The organism is Micromonospora sp. NPDC050795, from assembly GCF_044456785.1.
In the GTDB taxonomy this organism is placed as follows: Bacteria; Actinomycetota; Actinomycetes; order Mycobacteriales; family Micromonosporaceae; genus Micromonospora.
The window spans coordinates 1-22241 of sequence record NZ_JBITGE010000006.1 but is presented as its reverse complement, the minus strand read 5'-3'; the positions used below and the strand labels follow the sequence as shown (position 1 = coordinate 22241).

Here is a 22241-nt window from a genome sequence, read left to right as displayed (position 1 = left end):
ATGGCGATCATCGCGCTGGTGTCCGCGAAGGGATCGCCCGGCGTCACCACCTCGGCGCTGGCCTGCGCGCTCGCCTGGCACCGGCGGCTGGTGGTCGCCGAATGCGACCCGGCCGGCGGCTCGATCCTCGCCGGATACCTCGGCGGCCAACTGGACGGCCCACGCGGCATCGGAGAGCTGGCCGTCGGCGAGTTGCGCGACGGCAACCTGGAGACCGCGTTCTGGTCCCAGTTGGTCGACCTGGACGCCCCACGCCGGGAACGACTGCTGCTGCCCGGCCTCGTCGACCCGGCCCAGAGCGGCAGCGTCACCCCGCTCTGGCAGCGCTTCGCCGACTACTTCGACGCCCTCGACCGTGGCACCCCCGGCTACGACGTCCTCGTCGACTGTGGTCGGCTGCACGTGACCGGACCTCCGTGGCCGCTGCTGCGGGCCGCCTCGGTGGTGCTGCTGGTGACCCGGGCGAACCTGCCGGACCTATCCGGCACCCGCGCGGTGGTCACCGCGATCGAACGGGACTTCGCCGAGCACCGGGTGCCCCCGGGCACCCTGCGGCTGCTGCTGGTCGGCGACGGGCACGGGCGGGCCGAGATCAGCCGCGCCCTGAAACTGCCCGTCATCGCACGGCTGCCGCACGATGCGCGTACCGCCGGGGTGCTCGCCCTGGGCGGGACCGTGCGGGCCGGTCGGCCGCTGATGCGCGCAGCGGCGGCGCTGGAGGTCCCGATCGGGTCGCTCCTCGAGCGGCGACGGGCCCGGTTGGCGTGGCCCGTGCAGCAGGGGGTGCCGGATGCGGTTTGAGCCGGTCTCCACCGATCCGCGCCAGCAGCCACCGGCAGTGACCTCCACCGCGCCGCCCCTGGCCCTGCCGAACGGCCGGCACCACCAGTCCGGGCCGCAGCCGCCGCCGGCAACGCCAGCGACCAGCCCGCCGCCCGAGTCGCCACCTCGGGCCCGGATGGACTTCCAGGTGGTCCGGGAGCTGCGCCGGGAACTCACCGAACGGCTCACCGTATGGCAGCGCGGCCGGGAGTTCACTGTCGACGAGGAGGACACCGAGCGGGCCCGGCTCGCCGTCACAGTGGTCGCCGCGTACGCGGACTCGGTGCGCCGGTCCGGCACGCCGATGGCCGCCGGCGACGAACGCATGCTGCTCGACCAGGTGACCGCCGAGCTGGTCGGGCTCGGCCGGCTACAGACGCTGCTCGTCGACGACACCATCGAGGAGGTGCACATCCTCGGCTGCGATCAGGTACGCATCACCCGGCACGGCGGTGGGGTGGACTGGGCCGAGCCGATCGCCGACAGCGACGCCGAGCTGGTGGAAATCCTCCAGGCGGCGGCCCGCCGGGCGGGCGCGACCGAGCGGTCCCTCTCCACAGTGAAGCCCACCCTCGACCTGCAACTGCCCGACGGCAGCCGGCTGGCCGCTGTGTTCCTGGTCAGCCACCGCCCGTACGCGGTGATCCGCAAGCACAACACCCTGGACGTGAGCCTCGACGACCTCGCGGGTGCCCGAGGTGACCTGGACGAGATGATCGATCCGCTGCTGCGTGACTTCCTCCGCGCCGCGATGCGCGCCGGTCTGAACATCATGGTCGCCGGGTTGGCTGGCGCCGGGAAGACCACTGTCATCCGCGCGCTGATGAACGAGATCCCGCAGGATGAGCCGTACGTGCTGCTGGAGGAGAGTCGGGAGCTGCTCCCGGCCCGCCGCCGGGAGCGGCACCGGGCGGTGATGAGCTTCGAGGCCCGGGAGGGGCACGGTGAGCGCGGCTTCGACGGCCGCCCGGCCGGTGAGGTGACCATCGCCGACCTGATCCCGTTGTCCCTGCGGATGGGCGTCCTACGGATCATCGTGGGTGAGGTGCGGTCCCGCGAGATCGTGCCGATGCTCCAGGCGATGACCACCAGCCGGGGGTCGATGTGCACCATCCACGCCCGTACCGCCGCCGGTGTGGGTGAACGGATCGTCGAGCTGGCCCTGGCGCACGGGCGCGAGATGACAGTCGACCAGGCCCGGCGGATGGCCGGTAACGCGCTCGACCTGATCGTCTACGTCACCGTCGAGGACGAGACCGCGATCGGCGGGCGGAAGCACCGGTTCGTCTCGCATGTCGAGGAGGTGATCGGGGCCGGCGAAGCCGGTCGGATCACCACCACCACCGTCTTCGGGCCCGGCCCGGACGGTCGCGCGGTCCCCCGGCACCTGCCGGAGCGGGTCCGCGACCAGTTGCTACGGGTGGGTTACGACGCGCGGCTCCTGACCCGGTGGGTCGAGGCCGGTGCTGGTGCCTGGCGGCGGCCTCGGCAGACCCGACTGGCCCGGCGGTGACCTGATGTTCGACAGCCTGGAGTTGATCGCGGTGGTCTCCGGCGCCGCCTGTGTGGCCGGGCTGCTGCTGGCCGTGGTCGCCCTGGTCGGCACCCGTCGACCCCCCGGGCCAGGGCCGGGCAGCGGGCCGGGGCTGAGCCGACTGTGGCGCGGGCCGGGCAGCACGCCGACCGAGCAGCGGGCCTATCAGGCGCTGCTGGTCGCCGCGCTGGTCGCCGGCGCGTTGGCGTTCCTGCTGACCGGGTTGCCGGTGGTGGGCCTGCTGGTGGCGGTGGCGGTGCCCGGCACCCCGTGGCTGTTCGGGGTGGGAAAGGCCGAACAGCGGGCCATCGCCCGGATCGAGGCGGTCGGCGAGTGGACCCGCCGGCTCAAGGACGTCTCCGGCACCGGGCAGGGCCTCCAGCAGGCGATCATCGGCACGATCGGCAGCGTGCCACCCGGTGTCGAGGACGAGGTACGGCTGCTCGCGGCCCGCCTCCAGGCCGGCTGGATGGCCCGCTCCGCGCTGCTGGCGTTCGCCGACGAGATCGCCGACCCGGTCTGCGACCAGGTGGTCGCGGCGCTGATCCTGCACCTGTCGGACCGGGGGGAGCGGCTGGGTGACGTGCTCGGCTCGATCGCCGGCGCGGCGTCCGCGGAGGTGGCCACCCGGCGGGAGATCGAGGCCAAGCGCACCCAGCCCCGGTTCGCGGTCCGCTTCCTCACCGGGATGACGCTGGCGACCCTGGCGTACGGGCTGATCAACACCGAGTACATCAGGCCGTACGGCACACCGGTGGGTCAGCTGGTGATGGCCGCCCTCGGCGCCGCCTTCATCGGCCTGCTGGCCTGGGTGCGGTCGATGAGCCAGCCGCAACGGCCGGCCCGGTTCCTGCCGGCACCCAACCCGAGCGAGGTGATCGCATGATCGTGAACTGGCAGTTCGCCCTCGCGGTCTGCGGTGGCGCCGGGATCGGTCTGGGTGTGTTCATGGTGGTCCGGGAACTGGTGCCGGCGACACCGGCGCTCGGGCCTGCGCTGCGCCGACTGCATCAGCCGCCGGGCACCGGACGGGTGTCCACGCCCGCGGCCCGGCGACTCGACTGGCTGACCGGGATATCCCGCTGGTTGCGGCCGCCGCAGATGCAGCTCGCCCTGATCGGTCAGACGCCCGAGCAGTACGCGTTGTCGGTGTTGCTCTCCGCGCTGATCGGGTTGGCCACACCGACAGTGCTCGGGGTGGCGCTGTGGGCGCTCGGCATCCCGTTCCCGCTGGTGGTGCCGGTGCTGGGCAGCCTCGGCCTGGCGTTGCTGGCCGCCCTGCTGGCGCACCGCGCCGTACTGACCAAGGCTGCCGCCGCCCGCGACGAATTCCGCCAGGCGGTCTGCACCTACCTCGACCTGGTGGCGTTGCAGCTCTCCGCGGCGCACGGGCCGGTGCAGTCGCTGGAGCGGGCGGCTGCGGTCTGCGACGGCTGGGTGTTCGACCGGCTCCAGGAGTCGCTGCGGATCGCCCAGATGCAGATGCACGCGCCCTGGGACGAACTGCGCGACCTCGCCGACCGGATCGGCATTCCCGAGTTGGGCGACGTCGGCGCGATCATGCGCTCCTCCGGCAGCGAGGGCGCGCAGGTGCACGAGACGCTGCGCAGCCGGGCCGACTCGCTGCGCGACCAGATCCGCACCGACAACCTCGCCCGCGCCGAGGGGGTGACCAGCAAGCTCGACATCCCGGGCGCGCTGCTCGTCTTCGTGCTGCTCGGGTTCGTCCTCTTTCCGTTCATCGCCCGTGTGTGACCCCATCCCCGAAGGAGTACGCAATGTCCATCCTCAGCTATCTGCACGTCGTGGTGACGACGCGCCTGGCCGAGCTGCGCCGCGACAGCGAGCGGGGCGACAGCCCGGTGCCCACGGCGGTGATCATCGCCGGTCTGGTCGTCGTCGCCATGGCCGTCACCACCCTGGCCCTGGCCAAGGCCAACAACTGGATGACCGGCATCCCGAACCACACGGACCCGAAGTAGCCGACGTGCGTCGAGCCGCGTACCCGAGGTGGAGCCGAGCGGTCACCGCCGCCCGGCGCCGCCTCGCGGCCGGCGACCGCGAGCGGGGCGCGAACCCGGTGGAACTCGCCGTGATGATGCCGCTGATCCTGGTGCTGCTCTTCGCCTCGATCCAGGTCGCGGCCGTCTTCCTCGCCCGCTCCACCGCGTTGAACGCCGCGCAGAGTGGCGTCAACGCGCAGCGGACGTACCAGGCGGGCAACGGTGCCGGGGTGGAGAGCGCCTCCCGCTTCCTGAAGGGCGCCGGCGGCTGGCTGGTGGGCTGGGAGAAGGCCGGGCCGACCTGCGAGACCACCACGACCGACGTGACCTGCACGGTCAGCGGCCGGTCCCTGTCCGTGGTGCCAGGCGTCGACTTCGCAATTCAGCAGACCGCCCACGGGACGGTGGAGAGGGTGACCCCGCCATGACCCGTACCGCCGAGCGGGGCTCGGTCTCCATCGAGGTGGCGGTCCTCGCGCCCGCGTTCATCGCGCTGATGGTGCTGGCCGGCGTGGTCGGGCGCAGCGCCGTGGCAGCGGAGACGCTCCAGACCGCCGCGCACGACGCCGCCCGGGCCGCCTCGATCTCCCGGAATGCCGACACCGCCCGGGAGAATGCGCTGGAAGCCGCCCAGGACCAGCTGGACTGGCATGGCCTGGCCTGCGCCAACGACCTGGACCCGACGTTCACCGGCAAGTCGCCCGGCAACGACTCCAGCTTCGACGATGCCTTCAGCAGCTCGGTCGGGTCGAACGCCACCGTGACGGTGAAGATCAGCTGCTTGGTGTCCTTCAAGGACATCACACTCGGCATCCTGCCCGGAATGAAGAGTGATCGGCTGATCACCGCGGAGTTCACGTCCCCACTTGACCGTTACCGGAGTCGGCAATGACGGCGACCACGTCGGCGGCCCGGCCCTCTCGGACAGGTGAGAACGGCCGGGTGAGCATCTTCCTCGCTTTGACGATGATCGGCGTACTGGCCATCATCGGCCTCTCCTTCGACGCCGCCGGGCAGCTCCGCACCCTGCAACACGCCCAGAACCTGGCCGCCGAGGCGGCCCGAGCCGGCGGTCAGGCCATCGACCGGGCCACCGCCATCGAGGGCGGGCCGAAGCGGATCGACGAGCCGGAGGCGCGCAAGGCGGTGGCCAGCTACCTGAACGCCGTGAAAACCGCAGGCCACACCGTGAACTTCCCCGACGTCGACGGCGAGACCCTGATCCAGGTGACCGTCTCCATCACCTACCAGCGCTCCATGATCGGGCCGTTCATCCAGCAGAAGACGGTCACCGTCACCGGCGAGGCGACCGCGCGTGCCATCACCGCAACACCGTAGGAAGGAAGGCAGCCATGCCCGTATCGGGTGGGTCCGTCGTACGGCGGACCGGACGGATCCTCACCGGCATCGGCGCGCTGGCCGTGCTCCTGGTGCTGCTGGTCGGCGCTCCGATCGCGCTGCTGGCCTTCGCCGGTAACCCGCTGCCCGATCACCTCCCCACGATCAGCGAGGTGGGCACCGCGCTGACCAGCCGGGACGACGGTCAGCTCTTCCTGCGGGCGCTGGCCCTGGCCGGGTGGTTCGGCTGGGCCACGTTCGCCTTCTCCGTCGTCGTCGAACTGGGCGCACAGACCCTGCGCCGGCCGGCGCCGAAGCTGCCCGGGATGGGCCGCCAGCAGAAGGCCGCCGCCGCGCTGGTCGGCTCGGTCGCGCTGATCCTGGTCGCCAGCCCGGCCGCCGCCAGCGCCGCAGCGGTCTACAGCACTCCGGTGTACGCGAGTCCGAGCGCAACGTCCGTCACCACCCTGGCCGCGCCGAGCCGAGCCGCGACGACACCAGACACGGCAGCGCCGGTGTACCGGGTGGCCCGGGGCGACTACCTCGGGGAGGTGGCCGAACGGTACCTGGACGAGTTCGACGACTACCGACAGCTCGCCAAGCTGAACAAGCTCGACGACCCGGACCGGATCCGCCCCGGCCAACTGCTCCGACTGCCCACGGAGGCCGCCGACCAGGGGTCCCGGCAGCACGCCACCGGTCGGCTCGTCGACAGGGCCGCGGCACCGAAGCCGCCCGCGCCCCGGCCGGCACCCGAGCGGGCCGCACCGCCGCGGGTGGCCCCGGCACCACCCAGCGGTACGGAGTCAGCGGGCCAACCACCAGCGATGACGGTCGGTGCAGCCCGGGTCGGTCCCGCCGATCGGGTGAACCGCCCGCTGGCGGTCTCTGCCGTACTGGCCGTTGCGAGCATCGTCGGCGCTCAGATCGGCGCAGTCCTGGGGCTGCGCCGTCGTCCAGCCACCGCCGGGGCGTCTCCCCGACTGGCCGCGTCCTCCCGCACATCACGCCGCAGCGCGGGCCGAAACGGTGCAGGCACGGGCCGCAGCAGTGCAGGCACGGGCCGCAGCAGTGGCTCGGGCCAGGGTGGCAGTGGCGCGGGCCAAGGCAGTGGCGCAGGCCGGCGTGGCGGTGGTGGGGCGGCCGGTAGCGGTGCCGCCTGGGCTGCCAGCCGGGCGGCCGCGGCCATCGAAGGCCCGGCGACACCGCACGGCGGCGCGGCACCGGGCGGAGGCGACTTCGCACCTCGCGGCGGCGGGACGACGCCTGTCGGCAGTGGGGTCGCACCTCTGGGCAGTGGGGTGACGCCCGGCAGTGGGGTGACGCCCGGCAGTGGGGTGACGCCCGGCAGCATCGGGGTCGCACCTGCCGGCAGTGGGACGATGCCCGGCGGCAGCGAAGTGGCACCCGCCGGCAGCGGAATGGCTTACCCCGGCAGCACGGCGTTCCCGGGCAGCGGGATGGCACTTTCCGGCGGCACGGCACCCCACGGCGGCGGAATGACGGCCACCGGCCCTGCGGGCTGGGGTGGCGACCAGGGCTGGGCCGGCGCTGGCGGCGAGGGCGGGCTATTCGACGGCGGGCACGGCCTGGACTCGGTACCGGACGGTCCGCCGGTCGGCCGACACCGTCGGACCTGAGCGGCCGGCACGCCACGCCTGCGACGCGATCCGCACGCTACGCCTGCGACGCGATCCGCACGCTACGCCTGCGACGCGATCCGCACGCTACGCCTGCGACGCGACCCGCACGCCACGCCTGCGACGCGGCTGGCCACCCCGGTCGGCGGCGTCCGCCCGGACCCTACACCGCGCCTAGAAACCAGCTGGCCGCCCTACGCTGGACTGATTTCTCCACGTCGCGCCGATCGCGCCCGAGGCGGTCTGGTCACGCCGCCCTGGCGGGGGGCGGCCGGGGCGACGTCCCGGAGAGCGTGATGTCTGTGAGTCATCATGATGACTCACAGACATCAGCGTCGAAGGAGTTACCGCACTGGGGCGCGGAGCATCTGCGTGAGGTGAGGCATCCCGACGCCGGAGGCGCCCGGACCAGGCCGCGACGCGGGCGGGCCAGCGCCAGGCCACAGCGCGGGCGGGCCAGCGCAACTGGGTCAGGGCAGGCGGGTCTGGAGCACGCCGTTCTGGATCCGGGTGGGCAGGGTCTGCTGGTCGTTGCCGGAGGGCCCCTGTACGACCTCACCGCCGTTGAGCCGGAAGGCGCTGCCGTGCCACGGGCAGACCACGCAGGCGTGGCCGTCGATCTCCTGCACCTCACCCTCGCCGAGCGGCCCGCTCTGGTGCGGGCAGCGCTCCAACATCACGGTCACCTCGTCACCGTGCCGGTAGAGGATCACCGAGATGTCGTCGTCCACCTCTCGGGTGATCAGGGTGCGTTGCGGCAGCGTCGCCATGTCGGCCAGTGAGTGCCAGCCATCGGTCATCCGGTGCAGCTCGGAGACGCTCTGGTTGACCTGGGCCCCCTGCTTGTACGCCAGGTGACCCCCGATGTACGCGCCGAGGCTCACCGTGGAGAGCCCGAGGAAGCCGAGGGCGCGGCCCAATCCGTGGCGGCCGGACAGCCGGGCGGCCAGCGAGCCGGCGTAGAGCGTCATGCCGACGGTGTTGGCGGCGGCGTGCACCAGGCCGACCCGGCGCTGGTCCCGGGCGAGTGCCGCCCAGTCGTTCAGACCGGCGACGGCGGCCGGCAGGGCGCTGACGGTGCCCAGACCGACCAGCACCGTGGCGGGCCGGCGCTGCCCGGGCATGAGGTCCAGCACCGCGGCGCTGATCCACGCGCCGACCGGCACCTGCACCATCGCCGGGTGCAGCGGATGCCCGAGGGTTACGCCGTGCAGCAGGTCGCGCAGCCGACGTGGACGTAGCGTCCCCAGGACGACCTTCTGCAACCGGTCACCCGCACGGTCCAGCCGGGAGTCCTGCTCAACCTTCGTCAAAAGTGCTCGCACGAGTACCGACTTCCCGGCGTTCGCCGTCGCAAACCGGCCAGCGGCGACAAACCTGCCACATCACCCACGCCGTCGATCTTGCAGTTTGTGCTCACAGAATCTGGTTCACAAGGGGCGAATCGACATCCCAAAGTGCAAGATCGACGGGGATTGTGGGGGTGGGGCCGGGCCGGCATGCTGGCGGGATGGGTGTACGGGTGGAGCGGGTCGGGGCGGTCACCACAGTGGTGCTGGACCGGGCGGACGCTCGGAACGCCGTGGAGGGTCCTACGGCTCGGGCGCTGGCGGACGCGTTTCGGGCCTTCGAGGCTGATCCGGATGCGTTGGTGGCGGTGCTCTGGGGCGCCGGTGGGACGTTCTGCGCCGGCGCCGACCTGAAGGCGATCGGCACACCGAGCGGCAACCGGGTCGAGCCCGAGGGGGACGGCCCGATGGGCCCGACCCGGATGACGCTCAGCAAGCCGGTGATCGCGGCGATCTCCGGGTACGCGGTGGCGGGCGGGCTGGAACTGGCGCTCTGGTGTGACCTACGGGTCGCCGAGTCCGACGCGACACTCGGGGTCTTCTGTCGCCGCTGGGGAGTGCCGCTGATCGACGGTGGCACCGTCCGGCTGCCCCGGTTGATCGGCGAGAGCCGGGCCATGGACCTGATCCTCACCGGCCGGCCGGTGCCGGCCGACGAGGCGTACACGATGGGGTTGGTCAATCGGTTGGTGCCACCCGGCCAGGCGCGGGCCGCGGCCGAGGAGTTGGCGGCGGCGATCGCCCGGCATCCGCAGACCTGCCTGCGCAACGACCGCGCCGCGCTATTGGCCGGTGCGGGACGACCCGAGCCGGAAGCGTTGGCGACCGAGTTGGCGTACGGGATGGACTCGCTGGCCACTGACGCGGCGGCCGGCGCGGCCCGGTTCGCCGCGGGCGAGGGCCGACACGGCGCGACGCCGCCGGGAGGGTGGGTCCCCCCGACGGCGTCGGCTACCGGGTGAATCAGTTACGGACGATGGTGAACGTCGAGGTGGGGTTCTGGATGTCCACCGCGTTGTTGCTCAACCGGAGGTTGTTGAAGGTGACCGACCCGACGGCCGGCCCCTGCCCCGCCTCCGGCATGGGGTTCGCCCAGATGGCGAAGCCGGACTTCGCGTCGTAGGCGTCCCCGCTCTTCCGGGCACCGCTGATCGAGACGTTCGTGAAGACCGTGTCGGTGATCGGGTTCTGCGGCTGCCCACCGACATAGTTGGTCTGGAACATGATGCCGCTGTAGGTCGGATCGATGATGTCGACATCGCTGACCCTGATGCCCTGGAACACCTTCGAGGCGGAGAAGACCCAGATCGCCGGGAAGGTCTGCCCACCCCAGAAGTGCCCACCGGCCCGAACGATCGAGATGTTCTCGAACCGGGTCGGCGGGTTGGCACCGAAGCCGTTCATCGGGTAGCCGAAGTCGAGCGAGCTGATGGTGATGCCCGAGTAGACCAGGGTGTCCGCGATGTAGATGTTGCGGAACGTGTTGCCGTAGCCGCCGTACACGGCGACACCGGCGGCCCGCCAGGTCAGGGTCGAGGTCAGGTTCTCGTAGATGTTGTCCTTCATGTCGGCGCCGCCCGCGTCGATGGCCGAGAACAGCGCGAAGCTGTCGTCGCCGGTGGCCCGGGCGTCGTTGTTGCTGACCAGGTTGTTGGTGCTCCCGTTAGTCATGTTGATGCCGTCGGCGAACATGTTCCGGATCCGGGAGTTCTTGATCGTCATGTAGTCGGTGTTCGCGCCCCAGTAGAGGCACACCATGTGCTCGTTCCAAATGTTGTCGATCACGATGTTCGACACGTTGGCGAAGTCGAACACCTTGCCCGGACCGTCGATCCGGGAGGTGTAGTTGCCGAAGTAGGCGAAGTTCTTGAAGGAGGAGTTCGCCGCCGAGTTCTCGGCCCGGAAGCCGATGTCGGTGTTGTCCTGGCCCGACGGAGCGTTGAACCGGGTGTACCAGGGGCCGGCGCCGGTCACCTGGACGGCCTTGCCGTACACCTGGAACTTGGACGAGGTGGAGTAGTTACCAGCCGGCAGGTACACCCCGACCAGGTTGCCGGTGGTGTCCATCCGCACCCGGTCCAGGGCGTTCTGCACGTCCTGATGGGTGAAGCCGGCCGGCGTGGTGTAGCGGGAGGAGTCCGGGTTGGCGATCGGCGCCACCTGCTCCGTGTTGATGAAGTCGATGGCGTACGTGGTGGTGTTGGCCGGGTCCTTCTGAAGACGGATCTTGCTGCCGGCCGGGACGGTGGAGTTGAGCATGACGTTGGCTTCGTCGTAGATGTGCCGCGGTCCGCCCGCGCTCGGTGAGTTGCCCGGGCTGGCCTCGCTGCCGTAGAGCCAGGCGTACCGGGACGTCAGGTCGATGGCCTTGTGGAAAGTGCCGTTGACGTAGACGTTCAGGGTCGAGTTGATCCCACCGCCGCCCGGCGCATCCGGGATGGAGAAGCGGGTGACCAGCGTGTTGGTGCTGGCCCGGGTGGTGAACTCGACGTAGCTGCCGGTCGAGTTGAGGGTTACCGCCCGCCGACCGGACGCCTCGCCGGCCAGGTCGCCGATCTCCCGGTTCGGTCCGACGACCGCCGCGCCGCCGCCGACGACGCCGTCCTCGGCCTCGTACATGTCGTACGGCATGTTGGCACCGCGACCGACGAAGAGCGGCCGGTCACTGGTGTTGTTGGCCTGCTTCACCGGCAGCTCGTTGCCGTCCACGGCGAGCACCACCCGGACGGTGTACTTGCCGTTCGCGGCGGTCCAGGTGCCCAGGCTGATCGGGCCGACCGTGGCACCGGCGTTGATCACGCCGGAGTAGGAGCCGGTCAGGGTACGGACCACGGTGCCGGACTCGTTGAGCACGGTCAGGGTGATGCCGTGCGCACCGGAGGCGGAAGCCTGGTTGCCGGCGTTGCGGACGGACACGGAGAAGGTGACCGTGTTGCCCGCCGACGGGTTGCCCGGCGACCAGGCGACCGCCGAGGCGACCAGGTCGGAGCTGGCGACCGCGGCGACGACCAGCGGGCTGGGGTTGGTGTAGCTGTTGTTGGTGTCGTCCTGCTCGACGACCGTGTTCGACTCGTCGACCTTGGCGCTGAGCGGGTAGCTGCCCGAGTCCCGGGTGCCGATGCTGGCGCTGACAGTGGTGGAGGCACCGGCCGCGAGACCGCCGACCGAGGCCGTGCCCACCCGGGTGGAGCCCAGGTAGAAGTTGACGTTGGTCGCGCCGGAGGCCGCCGAGCCCGCGTTACGTACCGTCGCGGAGAGCGTGATGGTGCTGGTCTCCACCGGTGCGGACGGGCTGAACGACATGCCGGTCACGGTCAGGTCCGGGTTCGGGGCCGGGGTGCCGAAGACCTGGAACTCGGCCACCTGACCGGCCGGGGCACCGGTGTTCGAGGCGATCGAGAGCCGTACGTCGGCCGCCGCGCCGGAGACCGGGATGGTCACCGTGTTGCCGCTGCCCGGGTTGAAGCTGTAGTTCGCCGCGCCGACCAGGGTGGTGAAGCTCGACGAGCCCTGGTCCCGGCCGAGCACCGTGATGTTCTGGGTACGCGCGCCCCACGCCGAGTCCGGGTTGAGCTTCACGACGACCTGGCTGAGGGTGGCGTTCGCGCCGAGCTGCACGGTCAGCGTGCTCGGGTTGCCGTTGCCCTCCCAGTAGGTGGCCACGTTGTTGTCGTTGGCGTTCGTGGCAACGAACGTGTGCACGAACCCGGAGGCGCTGATCGGCTTGCCGATCGCCAGGTTGGAGCCGGTCGGCGGGTTGCCGGTGCCGGTCCGGGTCACGGTGTTGCTGTTCGCCGACTGGTTGCCGGCGGCGTCCTTGGCCCGCACGTAGTACGACACCGTGGCGCTGTCCGCCTGGCTGTCGGTGTACGTGAGCGTCGAACCGCTGACGCTGCCACGCAACGCACCGTTGGCGTAGACGTCGTAGCCGGTCACCCCGACGTTGTCGGTCGACGCCGACCAGGCGAGCCGGATCTGCCCGCTGGCCGGCTGGGTGTACGCCAGGTTGCCCGGCACGCTGGGCGCCTGGGTGTCGGTGCTGCCGGTCGCGCCGTACACCTCGACCTCGGACAGCTGGGCTGCCGGCCAACCGGTGTTGCCGGTGACCTGCACGCGTACGTAGCGGGTGCTGGCGGCGGTGAAGCTGACGGTCGCGGTGTTGCCGCTGCTCGGGTTGAAGGTGTAGCCGGCGGACGCCTTCAGGGTGGTGAAGGAAGAGCCGTTCGTCGAGCCCAGGACCGACAGCGTCTGCGTACGGGTCTGCCAGTCCGACGCGGGTGGCAGCTTGAGCACCACCCGGTCCACGCTGACAGTGGCGCCCAGGTCGGCCTGGATCCACTGCGGGAACGCGTTGTTGGCGCTCTCCCAGTAGGTCGAGGCGTTGCCGTCGTTGGCGTTGCCCGCCACGTAGTTCTGGTTGTAGCTGCTGGCGGTCATGGTGGCGGAGAGCCCGGCGAGCATGGCCACGCGGGCGGCCGCTGCGGACGGGTCGGCCGCCGGTGCCGCGCTCGCCATGGGGGTGACGACCGGGGCGGTGGCGAGGAGCACGCCGGCGAGTACGCCGGCGAGCAGACGTCGGTGGCCCGTGCGGGAGACGGGATTGTGCGCGCCGGTTGGCGGCGTGCCTCGTCTGGTGCCGTTACTGGACATGGGGTCGCTACACCTCTTTCGGGGGTGGGTGTGGGTGCGTTGCCCGGTGACGGGTGCAGGGGTACGCCCGTCGTTCCGCGACAGGTGGGGGACGGTGCTGGGTGGGACGGGTTGGACGGCCGGCGCGGCGTTGCGCCGGGACGCCCGGACCGGGTGCCCCCGCCCGGTTCGGGCGGGGGCATCCGACCTAGCTGGAGTAGATCTCGAACTCGCTGAGCCGGCCGGCTGGCCAGCCGCTGTTGCCGGTGACGGTCAGCCGCAGGTACCGCTGGGTGGTCGCCGTGAAGGTCACGGTGACCGTGTTGCCGCTGGCCGGGTTGAAGCTGTAGCCGGCGGACGCCTTGAGCGTGCTGAACGTCGAGCCGTTCGTGGAGCCGAGCACCGCCAGCGTCTGCGTACGCGTCTGCCAGGCCGACGAGGGTGGGAGCTTCAGCACGACCCGGGACACCGACCGGTCGGCGCCCAGGTCCACCGTCAGCGACTGCGGGAACGCGTTGTTGGCGCTCTCCCAGTAGGTGTTCGCGTTGCCGTCCACCGCGTTGGGGGCGGCGTACACGTCGGAGTGGCTGGTCTCGGTGATCGACCGTCCGGCCGCGAGGTTGCCGCTGGGCGGCGGCGTGGTCGGGGGCGGCGTGGTCGGGGGCGGTGTCGTCGGCGGCGGGGTGGTCTGAGTGCCGCCGTACACCTCGACCTCGGAGAGTTGCGCGGCCGGCCAGCCGCTGTTGCCGGTGACGGTGACCCGGATGTAGCGGCGGTCACCGGAGGGCAGCCCGATCGACACCGTGTTGCCCGAGCCGGGGGCGAAGACCCGGCCTGCGGAGGACGCCAGTGTGGTGTACGACGAGCCGTCGGTGGAGCCGAGCACCGACAGGGTCTGGGTGCGTTGCTCCCAGCCGCTGGGCAGCTTGAGCGCCACCCGGTCGACCGACCGGGACGCACCCAGGTCGATGGTCACCGACTGGGGGAAGGCGTTGTTGGCGCTCTCCCAGTACGTCGACGCGTTGCCGTCCACCACGTTGGCGGCCGTGTAGCTCTGGTTGGTGCTGGTGGCGGTCGTCGACCGGCCCAACGCCAGGTTCCCGCTGGTCGGGGGTGGCGTGGTGGGCGGTGGGGTGGTCGGCGGCGTCGTGGTCGGGGGCGGGGTCGTGGTGGGCGGCGGCGAGGTGGGTCCGCCACCCCACTGGGGGTCCGGCCACGGGCCGCAGTACGGGGTCGGGGTGTACCAGCCGGAGTTGCCGGAGCCCTGGGTGATCTGGAAGCCACCGCCCACGCAGTTGTGCATGGGGTTGCTCTGCGCGATGTTGGTGGCCCGCACGTTGGTGAAGGACACCTGGCTGGGTGCCTGCACCTGCAGCGCGTACGTGCCGGCGCCGTCGATCCGCACGTTGGAGAGGTTGATGCCGCTGGTCTGACCCTCGATCCAGTGCAGCGCCGCGTACGAGCTGTCCAGGATGTCGGTGTCGGTGATGTTGATGGTGGCCTGCTGGAACGACTCGTTGAGGGCGGAGAACCAGATCGCCCCGACGCCGAAGTTCCAGTTGTAGTCCGAGTTGCCGTTGCGGATCAACGTGTTCCGGGCGATCGTCCAGGTGCCTCGGACCGCGGTGTCGCCCTGCACACCGGGGTAGCGGTTCGCGACGTGGATGCCACCGCCGTTGGTCAGCGAGTCGGCGGTCACGTTGTCGGTGATCTTGATGTCGCGGCCGCCGTAGCTGACCAGGTGGTTCGCCAGCAGGGTCACACCGATGGTGTTGTGGGTGAACGAGTTGTTGACGTTCGGGACGCTCTGCGCCCACATCGCCAACGCGTCGTCACCGGTGTTGCGGACGAACGTGTTCGTCACCGTCGAGTTCGTCACCCCGGTGTGGAAGTTCACCCCGTCCGCGGTCTGGTCCAGGATCCGGCTGTTGCGGATGGTGAAGTTGTCCATCGGGCCGTCCATCCACGCCCCGACCTTCGTGTTCTCCAGCCAGAGGTTGTCCACCACCGAGTTGGTCATCGCGCCGCCCAGGGCGTTGACCTGGTCGTCGTCGACCCGTTCCCGGATGTCGCCGATGATGGCGAAGTCCCGCAGCGTGACGTTGCGGCTGGGCCCGTTCGCCTCGTGCGAGCGGACCGGGCCGGTGTAGCCGCCACCGGGGACGTACTTGCCGTAGATGCCGACGGACCGGTTCCGCTCGGTGGGGTGCCGGCCGCCGAGCACCGAGTACCAGGGGCCCGCGCCGCGCAGAGTCACCCCGTCGACCACCACGTGATCCCAGAGGGTGAAGGTGCCGGTCGGGATCCAGACCGCGCGGCCCTGCGCCTTGCCGGCGTCGACAGCCGCCTGGAACTTCGCCGTCGAGTCGGTCGCGCCGCTCGGATCTGCCCCGAAGTCGGTGACCACGTCGATGACACCGGAGGGCTTGGCGATCGGTGCGACAAGCTCGAAGTCGGCCAGGTCGATGGTGAACGTGGGCGACTGCGCCGTCGAGGAGACCTGGAGCCGGATCTTCGTTCCGGCCGGCTGGGTGCTGCCGAACAGCGCCCGGGTCTCGTCGTAGAAGTGGTGCGGGTTGGTGTCACCCGGGTTGTTGTTGAACGGGTATCCGCCGTAGTACCAGCCGTACTTCGACGTCACCGGGACCGACTTCAGCAGGTTGCCGTTGGCCCGCAGGTCGATGGCGGCATCCCGGCCGGTGCCGGCCGAGTTGTCCGGCAGGCTGTAGCGGAAGGTGACAGCGTTGGCCGGGGCGGTGAGGGTGAACTCGACGTACTCACCGACGGCGTCCAGGGTGACCGCCTCCCGGCCGGACGCCTCGGACGGCAGCGTGCCGTAGCGCCGGTCCGGGCCGATCTTCGTGCCGTTGTGGGCGACCTTCTCCGCCTCGTGCTCGATGAACGGCACGGTGGCGCCCCGGTTGGGGATGTCGAAGGGGGACAACCCCGCCGCCGAGGCCGGGGTCGCGGTGCCGGTGACCGCGAGGATGGTCACCGAGGTGGCGGCGAGCACGGTGGCGGCGATGGCGGCCAACAGTGCCCTGGTCGGGTGTCGAAGGTGGTGCGGGGTGCCGGTGGTGTGGATGGCCATGAGCTGCGCTCTCCCTTTCGTCAGGCAGGCCAGATCCCCCCGTGTCGGTGCGGTGTCGCGCGTCCCCCCTCGTTCTCCCTTCCTGGGTGGCGTGGTGCCGGCGGCCGGGACGGGCCGCCGGCACCACGGCGAGCAGAGTCAGGTCAGGCCGGGCCGTCCGCCCCGTGCGGCCCGTCGGTGTGTTCGGCGGTACGCAGCCAGACCGCTGTGTCGGACGGCAGCAACCCGTCGTCGAGCGGCCCGCTGGCCAGCAGCAACTCCCCCTGAGCTGGCATCGGCACCGGCGCGGCGGACAGGTTGACCAGGCAGGTGAAGCCCCCGCCACGGCTGAACGCCAACACCCCGTCCGGTGCGGGCAGCCAGGTCAGCTCGCCGTCACCGAGCGCCGGGTCGGCCTTCCGGGCCTGGATCGCCGCCCGGTACAGCTCCAGCATCGACGCCGAGTCGCCGGTCTGCGCGCTGGCCGTCCGCTCCTTCCAGTCGGCCGGCTGCGGCAGCCACGGGGCCGCGGCACCCTCGGGGCTGAACTCGAACGGCGGCTCGTCCCCGGCCCACGGCAGCGGTACGCGGCAGCCGTCCCGACCGGGGTCGATCCGGCCGGACCGCTCCCACATGGGGTCCTGGCGCATCGCGTACGGGATGTCCTCGACCTCGTAGAGGCCCAGTTCCTCGCCCTGGTAGACGTAGGCGGCACCGGGCAGCGACAGCGAGAGCAGCGCGGCGGCGCGGGCCCGGCGGGTGCCCAGCTCCAGGTCGGTGGGGGTGCCCTCGCGCTTGGCGGCGAAGCTGAACCGCGTGTCCGCGCGACCGTAGCGGGTGACGTGCCGGGTGACGTCGTGGTTCGAGAGCACCCAGGTGGCCGGTGCGTTGACCGGCGCGTGCGCGCTCAGCGTCCCGTCGATGCTCTCCCGCAGCGCCGCGGCGTCCCAGGCGCAGCCGAGGAAGTCGAAGTTGAACGCGGCGTGCAGCTCGTCCGGGCGCAGGTAGTTGGCGAACCGCTGCCGGTCCGGCAGCCACACCTCACCGATCAGCGCCCGGTCGGCGTACTCGTCGGCGACCCGACGCCAGCCCCGGTAGATGTCGTGCACGCCGTCGAGGTCGTGGAACGGGTGCGGCTCGTCCTCGCGGACCTCGGGCAGCGTCCCGTCCTTGACCAGGAGCCCGGCCGAGTCGATCCGGATGCCGTCCACGCCCCGGTCGAACCAGAACCGCAGGATGTCCTCGAACTCCTCCCGCACCCGGGGGTGGTCCCAGTTGAAGTCCGGCTGCTGGGGGGCGAACAGGTGCAGGTACCAGTCGCCGGGGGTGCCGTCGGGGTTGGTGGTGCGGGTCCAGGTCTCGCCGCCGAACTCGCCGATCCAGTCGGTGGGTCGCTCGTCGCCGTTGGGGCCCCGCCCGGGCCGGAACCAGAACAGGTCCCGTTCGGGCGCGCCGGGTCCGCCGGCGAGCGCGGCCTGGAACCAGGGGTGCGCGTCGGAGCAGTGGTTGGGCACCACGTCGACGATGGTCCGGATGCCCAGCGCGTGCGCCTCCGCGATCAGCGCCTCCACCTCGGCCAGGGTGCCGAAGACCGGGTCGATGTCGCGGTAGTCGGAGACGTCGTAGCCGGCGTCCGCCATCGGGGACGGGTACCAGGGGCTGAACCAGATCGCGTCGACGCCGAGCGCGGACAGGTGGTTCAGCCGGGACCGGATGCCGGCGATGTCTCCGATGCCGTCGCCGTTACCGTCGGCGAAGCTCCGGGGATACACCTGGTAGATCACGGCTCCACGCCACCACGGACTTCTGTCAGCTGTGGACACGAGCACCTGCTTTCTGCGTCAGTACGTCGGCGGGTCCGCCGGACCTGGTCATGTGTCGGGCGAACGGTCGTTGTTCGCCGCGCGGAAGGATGCGGTGGTGGTTATCCCTTGATGCTGCCCGTGGTCAGACCGGACATGATGTTCCGTTGGAAGATCAGGAAGATGATGACCGTCGGGATCGCGGCGATGACCGACGCGGCGATCACCACGTTCATCGGTGTGCCGCCGGCGAAGGTGTAGATGCCGACGCTCACCGTCCGGGTCTCGGGCGAGGGCATGACCAGCTTCGGCCAGAGGAAGTCCTTCCACACCGCCGTCACGGCGAAGATCGAGACGACGCCGAGGATGGGACGCGACAGCGGCAGGATGATCGACCAGAGCGTACGCAGCGACGACGCCCCGTCCATCAGGGCGGCGGCCATCAGCTCCTCGGGGATCGAGTCGAAGAACCGCTTCAGCAGGAAGATGTTGAACGCGTTGGCGACCATCGGCAGCCAGATGGCGAACGGCGAGTCCAGCAGGTTGATGTGCAGGATCGGCAGGTCGAGCACCGTCACGTACTGCGGCACGATGAGGACCATCGCCGGGATCATCAGCGTCGCCAGCATCAGGCCGAGGATCGCGTTGCCGAAGATCGGCCGGAGCTTGGACAACGAGTACGCCGCCGCGCTGTCGAAGACCAGTTGGAACAGCACCGCGCCGATCGCGTAGTAGAAGGTGTTGAACAGCAGCTTGGCGAGGGCCAGGTTGTTCCAGGCGTCGATGTAGTTCTGCGGCTGCGGGTCCTTCGGGAACAGCGAGGGTGGGGCCTGCGCGATCTCCTGGCCGGACTTGAGCGCGCCGGTGACCATCCAGTAGAGCGGGCCGAGGAACACGAGCGTGAACCCCGCCACGACGATGACCAGCAGCGTCCAGTAGATGACCTTGCCGCGCCCCCGGCTCAACTGGGAGTGGGAGATGAGGGTCCGGGTTCCGGAATCCTGTGCCATTCCTCGCCGTCCTAGTCCTGTTTCGCAGTCAGCCGCACGTACACGGCGGAGAAGCCGGCCAGCACCACGAGCATGATCACGCCCAGCGCGGCGGCGCCGTTGAGGTCGTTCTGGAAGAACCCGTGCTGGTAGATGAGGTACGCCACCGAGGTCGCGGAGTCCTCCGCGCCCGCACCGTTGGCGAGGATCAGGGGCTCGATGAAGAGCTGCATCGTGGCGACGATCTGGAGCATCGCCAGGAGCGCGAGGATGAGCCGGGTCTGCGGGATCGTGACGTGCACGATGCGCCGCCAGATCCCGGCGCCGTCCAGCTCGGCGGCCTCGTAGAGCTCACCGGGGATGTTCTGCAACGACGCCAGGTAGATGAGCACCGCGCCACCCATGTTCATCCAGGTAGACGCGACGACCATGGCCGGCATCGTCATCTCGGGCGACTGCATCCACTGCGAGGTGGGCAGGTGCAGCGCCTTGAGGATCGCGTTGAAGAGCCCGGCCTCGCTGGGGTCGTACGCGTAGAACTTGAAGAGGAACAGCGCCGAGGCCGGCGGCAGCATCACCGGCAGGTAGACCAGGATCCGCAGGTACCCCTTGGCGTGGCGGAACTCGTTGAGCAGGATCGCCACGAAGAACGGCACCACGTAGCCGAGGGCGAGCGCGAGCACCGTGAAGTAGAAGGTGTTCTGCCAGGCCGTCCAGAAGCTCGGGTCGGCGATGATGCGGGAGTAGTTGTCCCAGCCCACCCAGGTGGTCTCGCCGCGCCGGGTCCGCTGGAAGCTCATGACGATGCCGCGGATCATCGGGTACCAGGAGAAGACGACGAAGCAGAGCACCGCGCCGATCAGGAACGCGTGACCGGTCAGGTTGTCCCGTACTTTGCGGCCGAGGCTGGTGCGCTGCGGCCTCGCCGAGTACGGCGACGGCGGGCGGCCCGGTTTCCTGCGGGTCTCCGGGACGGTGGTGATCGCCAAGGCAACTCCTGGGTGAGTCGGTGACGTCGACGGCGCGGGGTGGGGAGTGTGGGGGCCGGGTCGGCGTACCGGCCCCCACACGATCGGTCAGCTCTCGGCGGCGAGGAGCTGGTTGACCTTCTCCTCGGCGGTCTTGAGCAGTGCGTCGATGTTCGAGTTCGGGTTGGTCAGCACACCCGACATCGCGGCATCGAGCACCGCGTAGACGGCCTGGGCGTTGCGCGGCTCACCCTTGATCGGAACCGGGGTCGCCTCGAAGAGCGCGAAGTTCGTCGTGTCGACGTTCGCGTTCGCCTTACGCAGCTCCAGCTCCTGCTTCTGCGCGTCACTGCCGTTGGCGAAGAGCAGCGGCTGGGGCAGACCCACCGGGTAGTTCTGCGGCTTGGCCCGGACGTAGTCGAACTGGCCCTTGCCCGGGGTGAGCTTCTGGTACGCGACCCACTTCAGACCGGCCTTGACCTGCTCGGGAGTGAGGTCCTTCTTGAAGAAGTAGCCCTCGCCACCACCGAGCGTCCCCTTCGCCGCGCCGTCCTGGCCGGGCAGCGGAGCCATCGCCCAGTCCTGGAACTTGCCCTGGAACTGGCTGACGATCGCCTGGGTGGCGTCCGGCGCGCCGATGAACATGCCGACCTTGCCCGCGCCGGCGTTCGTCAGCAGGTCACCCCACTGAAGCAGCTGACGGGCACCCATGCTGTTGTCGCCGTACCGCATGTCCTTGAGGTTCTGCAGGACCTGCTTGCCCATGGGGTTGTTGAAGTCGGCCTTCTTGCCGTCCTCGCTGAGCACCTTGCCGCCCTGCGAGTAGAGCAGGGAGGTGAAGTGCCAGCCGCCGGTGTTGCCGGCGCTGTACTCGGAGTATCCGGCGATGCCGTTGCCGAGCGCGGAGATCTTCTTGGCGGCGGCACGGACCTCGGCCCAGGTCTTGGGCGGGCTGTTCACGTCCAGCCCGGCCTGCTGGAACAGGGCCTTGTTGTAGACCAGACCCATCGAGTAGTTCTTCACCGGCACGGCGTAGAGCTTGCCGCCGTCGGTGAAGACCTCCTTGAGCGCGGGGTCGACGCTGTCCCAGGTCGGGACGGTGTCCTTGTTGGCGTACTGGCTGATGTCCATCGCCTGACCGGAGTCGAGCACCTGCTGGAGATCGGTCATGTACCCGTAGAACACGTCGGTGACGGTGCCGCCGGCCAGGCGGGCGGTGAAGTCCGGCGGGTTGTTGCACTGCTCGCCGACGCTGACGCTCTTGATGGTGATGTCCGGGTTCTGCTTCTGGAACTCGGCGACGTCGTCGTTCCAGTTCTTCAGCAGTTCCTTCTGAGCGCCGACCGGCTGACAGTCGACAGTGATGGTGACCTTGCCGCTGGCGTTCGAGCCCTTGTCGTCGCTCTTCGTGGAGCATGCCGTGAGGCTGAGCCCCAGGCCGGCCACGAGCGCAACCGCCGCAGCCTTTCGGTAGTGCGGTACGGACATCTGTCCATCCCTTCGGGAACGGGTGACTCCAATGACCTTCGCTGATCTGCAGTGATACGACCTGACGCCCAGTAGCTGCGTCGGAGCTAGGTGTGAGTGGAGTCACTGTAACGAGGCCGACTCATTTCGGCAAGGTATCGACGTTGTTCCGAAAGGACACGACGTGGTTACGACAGATGTTGGCAAAACGCTGAAAGACGCCCGACTTGTTGGCTATTGATGGCCTATGACCGGTCATTCGACTCGGTCGATGCCGACGGCAGCGAGCAACGACGAAAACGGCCGCCGACCGCGGGAGGCGGTCGACGGCCGAAGCGTCGTTCGGTGTGGTGCCTAGCCCGTGTTTCATAAAGCTCGGAGGTACTGGTTGATGGCGGCGATGGTCAGGGTGGCTTCGTAGCGGACGGCCAGTTTGTCGTAGCGGGTGGCCATGGCGCGGTGTTGCTTGAGCTGGTTGATGCCGCACTCCACGGCGTGGCGTCGGCGGTAGGTCTCAGGGTTGAAGGCGGGTGGCCGGCCACCGCAGGAGCCTTTCGCGCGGCGGTGGGCATCTTGGTCGCTCTTGCTCGGGATGCAGGCCTTGATTCCGCGTCGGCGCAGGTAGGCCCG

16 protein-coding genes and 2 pseudogenes are annotated in these 22241 nt (G+C 70.2%); 10 read left to right on the top strand and 8 right to left on the bottom strand.

Annotated features, from left to right (window positions below):
- From ACIBEF_RS07175 to ACIBEF_RS07135, 9 genes and pseudogenes are all read left to right on the top strand, one after another.
- Entirely contained in the window at positions 1-801 is an 801-nt protein-coding gene (locus ACIBEF_RS07175; RefSeq protein WP_396791965.1) for a ParA family protein, read from the top strand.
- The gene (locus ACIBEF_RS07170; protein WP_396791964.1) at positions 791-2335 is read left to right on the top strand and encodes a CpaF family protein; all 1545 of its coding nucleotides are present in this window, start codon (positions 791-793) and stop codon (positions 2333-2335) included. The genes ACIBEF_RS07175 and ACIBEF_RS07170 overlap by 11 nt, the downstream gene beginning before the upstream one ends.
- 4 nt (positions 2336-2339) lie before the next feature.
- Positions 2340-3242, top strand: coding sequence for a type II secretion system F family protein (locus ACIBEF_RS07165; RefSeq protein ID WP_396791962.1), 903 nt, complete (start codon positions 2340-2342; stop codon positions 3240-3242).
- On the top strand, positions 3239-4111 hold the full coding sequence (locus ACIBEF_RS07160; protein WP_396791960.1) for a type II secretion system F family protein: 873 nt from the start codon (positions 3239-3241) through the stop codon (positions 4109-4111). Before ACIBEF_RS07165 ends, ACIBEF_RS07160 begins: the two co-directional genes overlap by 4 nt.
- Before the next feature lie 23 nt (positions 4112-4134).
- Entirely contained in the window at positions 4135-4338 is a 204-nt protein-coding gene (locus tag ACIBEF_RS07155) for a hypothetical protein (protein ID WP_396791958.1), read from the top strand.
- A 5-nt stretch (positions 4339-4343) separates the two neighbouring features.
- Positions 4344-4787, top strand: coding sequence for a TadE family protein (locus ACIBEF_RS07150; RefSeq protein ID WP_357203835.1), 444 nt, complete (start codon positions 4344-4346; stop codon positions 4785-4787).
- Positions 4784-5251 (top strand): TadE/TadG family type IV pilus assembly protein, encoded by a 468-nt coding sequence (locus ACIBEF_RS07145; protein WP_396791956.1) that lies wholly within the window; start codon positions 4784-4786, stop codon positions 5249-5251. Before ACIBEF_RS07150 ends, ACIBEF_RS07145 begins: the two co-directional genes overlap by 4 nt.
- Entirely contained in the window at positions 5248-5697 is a 450-nt protein-coding gene (locus ACIBEF_RS07140) for a pilus assembly protein TadG-related protein (protein ID WP_396791954.1), read from the top strand. The genes ACIBEF_RS07145 and ACIBEF_RS07140 overlap by 4 nt, the downstream gene beginning before the upstream one ends.
- Positions 5698-5711: 14 nt before the next feature.
- Positions 5712-6725: pseudogene (locus ACIBEF_RS07135) on the top strand (LysM peptidoglycan-binding domain-containing protein); the annotation flags it as partial.
- Positions 6726-7807: 1082 nt separating this feature from the next.
- On the opposite strand, the gene ACIBEF_RS07130 reads toward ACIBEF_RS07135, so the two are convergent.
- Positions 7808-8662: a Rieske 2Fe-2S domain-containing protein gene (locus tag ACIBEF_RS07130; RefSeq protein WP_396791952.1), complete on the bottom strand. Its 855-nt coding sequence runs from the start codon at positions 8660-8662 to the stop codon at positions 7808-7810.
- A 185-nt stretch (positions 8663-8847) separates the two neighbouring features.
- On the opposite strand from ACIBEF_RS07130, the gene ACIBEF_RS07125 reads away from it, so the two are divergent.
- The gene (locus ACIBEF_RS07125; RefSeq protein ID WP_396791950.1) at positions 8848-9648 is read left to right on the top strand and encodes a crotonase/enoyl-CoA hydratase family protein; all 801 of its coding nucleotides are present in this window, start codon (positions 8848-8850) and stop codon (positions 9646-9648) included.
- A gap of 1 nt (position 9649) precedes the next feature.
- Here the strand turns inward: ACIBEF_RS07125 and ACIBEF_RS07120 are convergent, their stop codons facing one another.
- From ACIBEF_RS07120 to ACIBEF_RS07090, 7 genes and pseudogenes are all read right to left on the bottom strand, one after another.
- Entirely contained in the window at positions 9650-13336 is a 3687-nt protein-coding gene (locus tag ACIBEF_RS07120) for a discoidin domain-containing protein (protein ID WP_396791948.1), read from the bottom strand.
- A 187-nt stretch (positions 13337-13523) separates the two neighbouring features.
- Entirely contained in the window at positions 13524-16406 is a 2883-nt protein-coding gene (locus tag ACIBEF_RS07115; protein WP_396791946.1) for a discoidin domain-containing protein, read from the bottom strand.
- 143 nt (positions 16407-16549) lie between these two features.
- Positions 16550-18169: a glycoside hydrolase family 13 protein gene (locus tag ACIBEF_RS07110; protein ID WP_396791944.1), complete on the bottom strand. Its 1620-nt coding sequence runs from the start codon at positions 18167-18169 to the stop codon at positions 16550-16552.
- Positions 18170-18309: 140 nt separating this feature from the next.
- Positions 18310-19197, bottom strand: coding sequence for a carbohydrate ABC transporter permease (locus ACIBEF_RS07105; RefSeq protein WP_396791942.1), 888 nt, complete (start codon positions 19195-19197; stop codon positions 18310-18312).
- Between the two features lie 11 nt (positions 19198-19208).
- Entirely contained in the window at positions 19209-20165 is a 957-nt protein-coding gene (locus tag ACIBEF_RS07100; protein WP_355004734.1) for a sugar ABC transporter permease, read from the bottom strand.
- Positions 20166-20252: 87 nt separating this feature from the next.
- Entirely contained in the window at positions 20253-21632 is a 1380-nt protein-coding gene (locus ACIBEF_RS07095; protein WP_387351455.1) for an ABC transporter substrate-binding protein, read from the bottom strand.
- A gap of 345 nt (positions 21633-21977) precedes the next feature.
- Positions 21978-22241, bottom strand: a pseudogene (locus tag ACIBEF_RS07090) (IS5/IS1182 family transposase); the annotation flags it as partial.

Bases quoted from the DNA above. Each gene is read 5' to 3' on its own strand.
- ACIBEF_RS07120 (WP_396791948.1), bottom strand. From the start codon at position 13,336: ATGTCCAGTAACGGCACCAGACGAGGCACGCCGCCAACCGGCGCGCAC.
- ACIBEF_RS07160 (WP_396791960.1), top strand. From the start codon at position 3,239: ATGATCGTGAACTGGCAGTTCGCCCTCGCGGTCTGCGGTGGCGCCGGG.
- ACIBEF_RS07175 (WP_396791965.1), top strand. From the start codon at position 1: ATGGCGATCATCGCGCTGGTGTCCGCGAAGGGATCGCCCGGCGTCACC.
- ACIBEF_RS07145 (WP_396791956.1), top strand. From the start codon at position 4,784: ATGACCCGTACCGCCGAGCGGGGCTCGGTCTCCATCGAGGTGGCGGTC.
- ACIBEF_RS07170 (WP_396791964.1), top strand. From the start codon at position 791: ATGCGGTTTGAGCCGGTCTCCACCGATCCGCGCCAGCAGCCACCGGCA.
- ACIBEF_RS07125 (WP_396791950.1), top strand. From the start codon at position 8,848: ATGGGTGTACGGGTGGAGCGGGTCGGGGCGGTCACCACAGTGGTGCTG.
- ACIBEF_RS07095 (WP_387351455.1), bottom strand. From the start codon at position 21,632: ATGTCCGTACCGCACTACCGAAAGGCTGCGGCGGTTGCGCTCGTGGCC.
- ACIBEF_RS07155 (WP_396791958.1), top strand. From the start codon at position 4,135: ATGTCCATCCTCAGCTATCTGCACGTCGTGGTGACGACGCGCCTGGCC.
- ACIBEF_RS07105 (WP_396791942.1), bottom strand. From the start codon at position 19,197: ATGGCACAGGATTCCGGAACCCGGACCCTCATCTCCCACTCCCAGTTG.
- ACIBEF_RS07140 (WP_396791954.1), top strand. From the start codon at position 5,248: ATGACGGCGACCACGTCGGCGGCCCGGCCCTCTCGGACAGGTGAGAAC.
- ACIBEF_RS07165 (WP_396791962.1), top strand. From the start codon at position 2,340: ATGTTCGACAGCCTGGAGTTGATCGCGGTGGTCTCCGGCGCCGCCTGT.
- ACIBEF_RS07115 (WP_396791946.1), bottom strand. From the start codon at position 16,406: ATGGCCATCCACACCACCGGCACCCCGCACCACCTTCGACACCCGACC.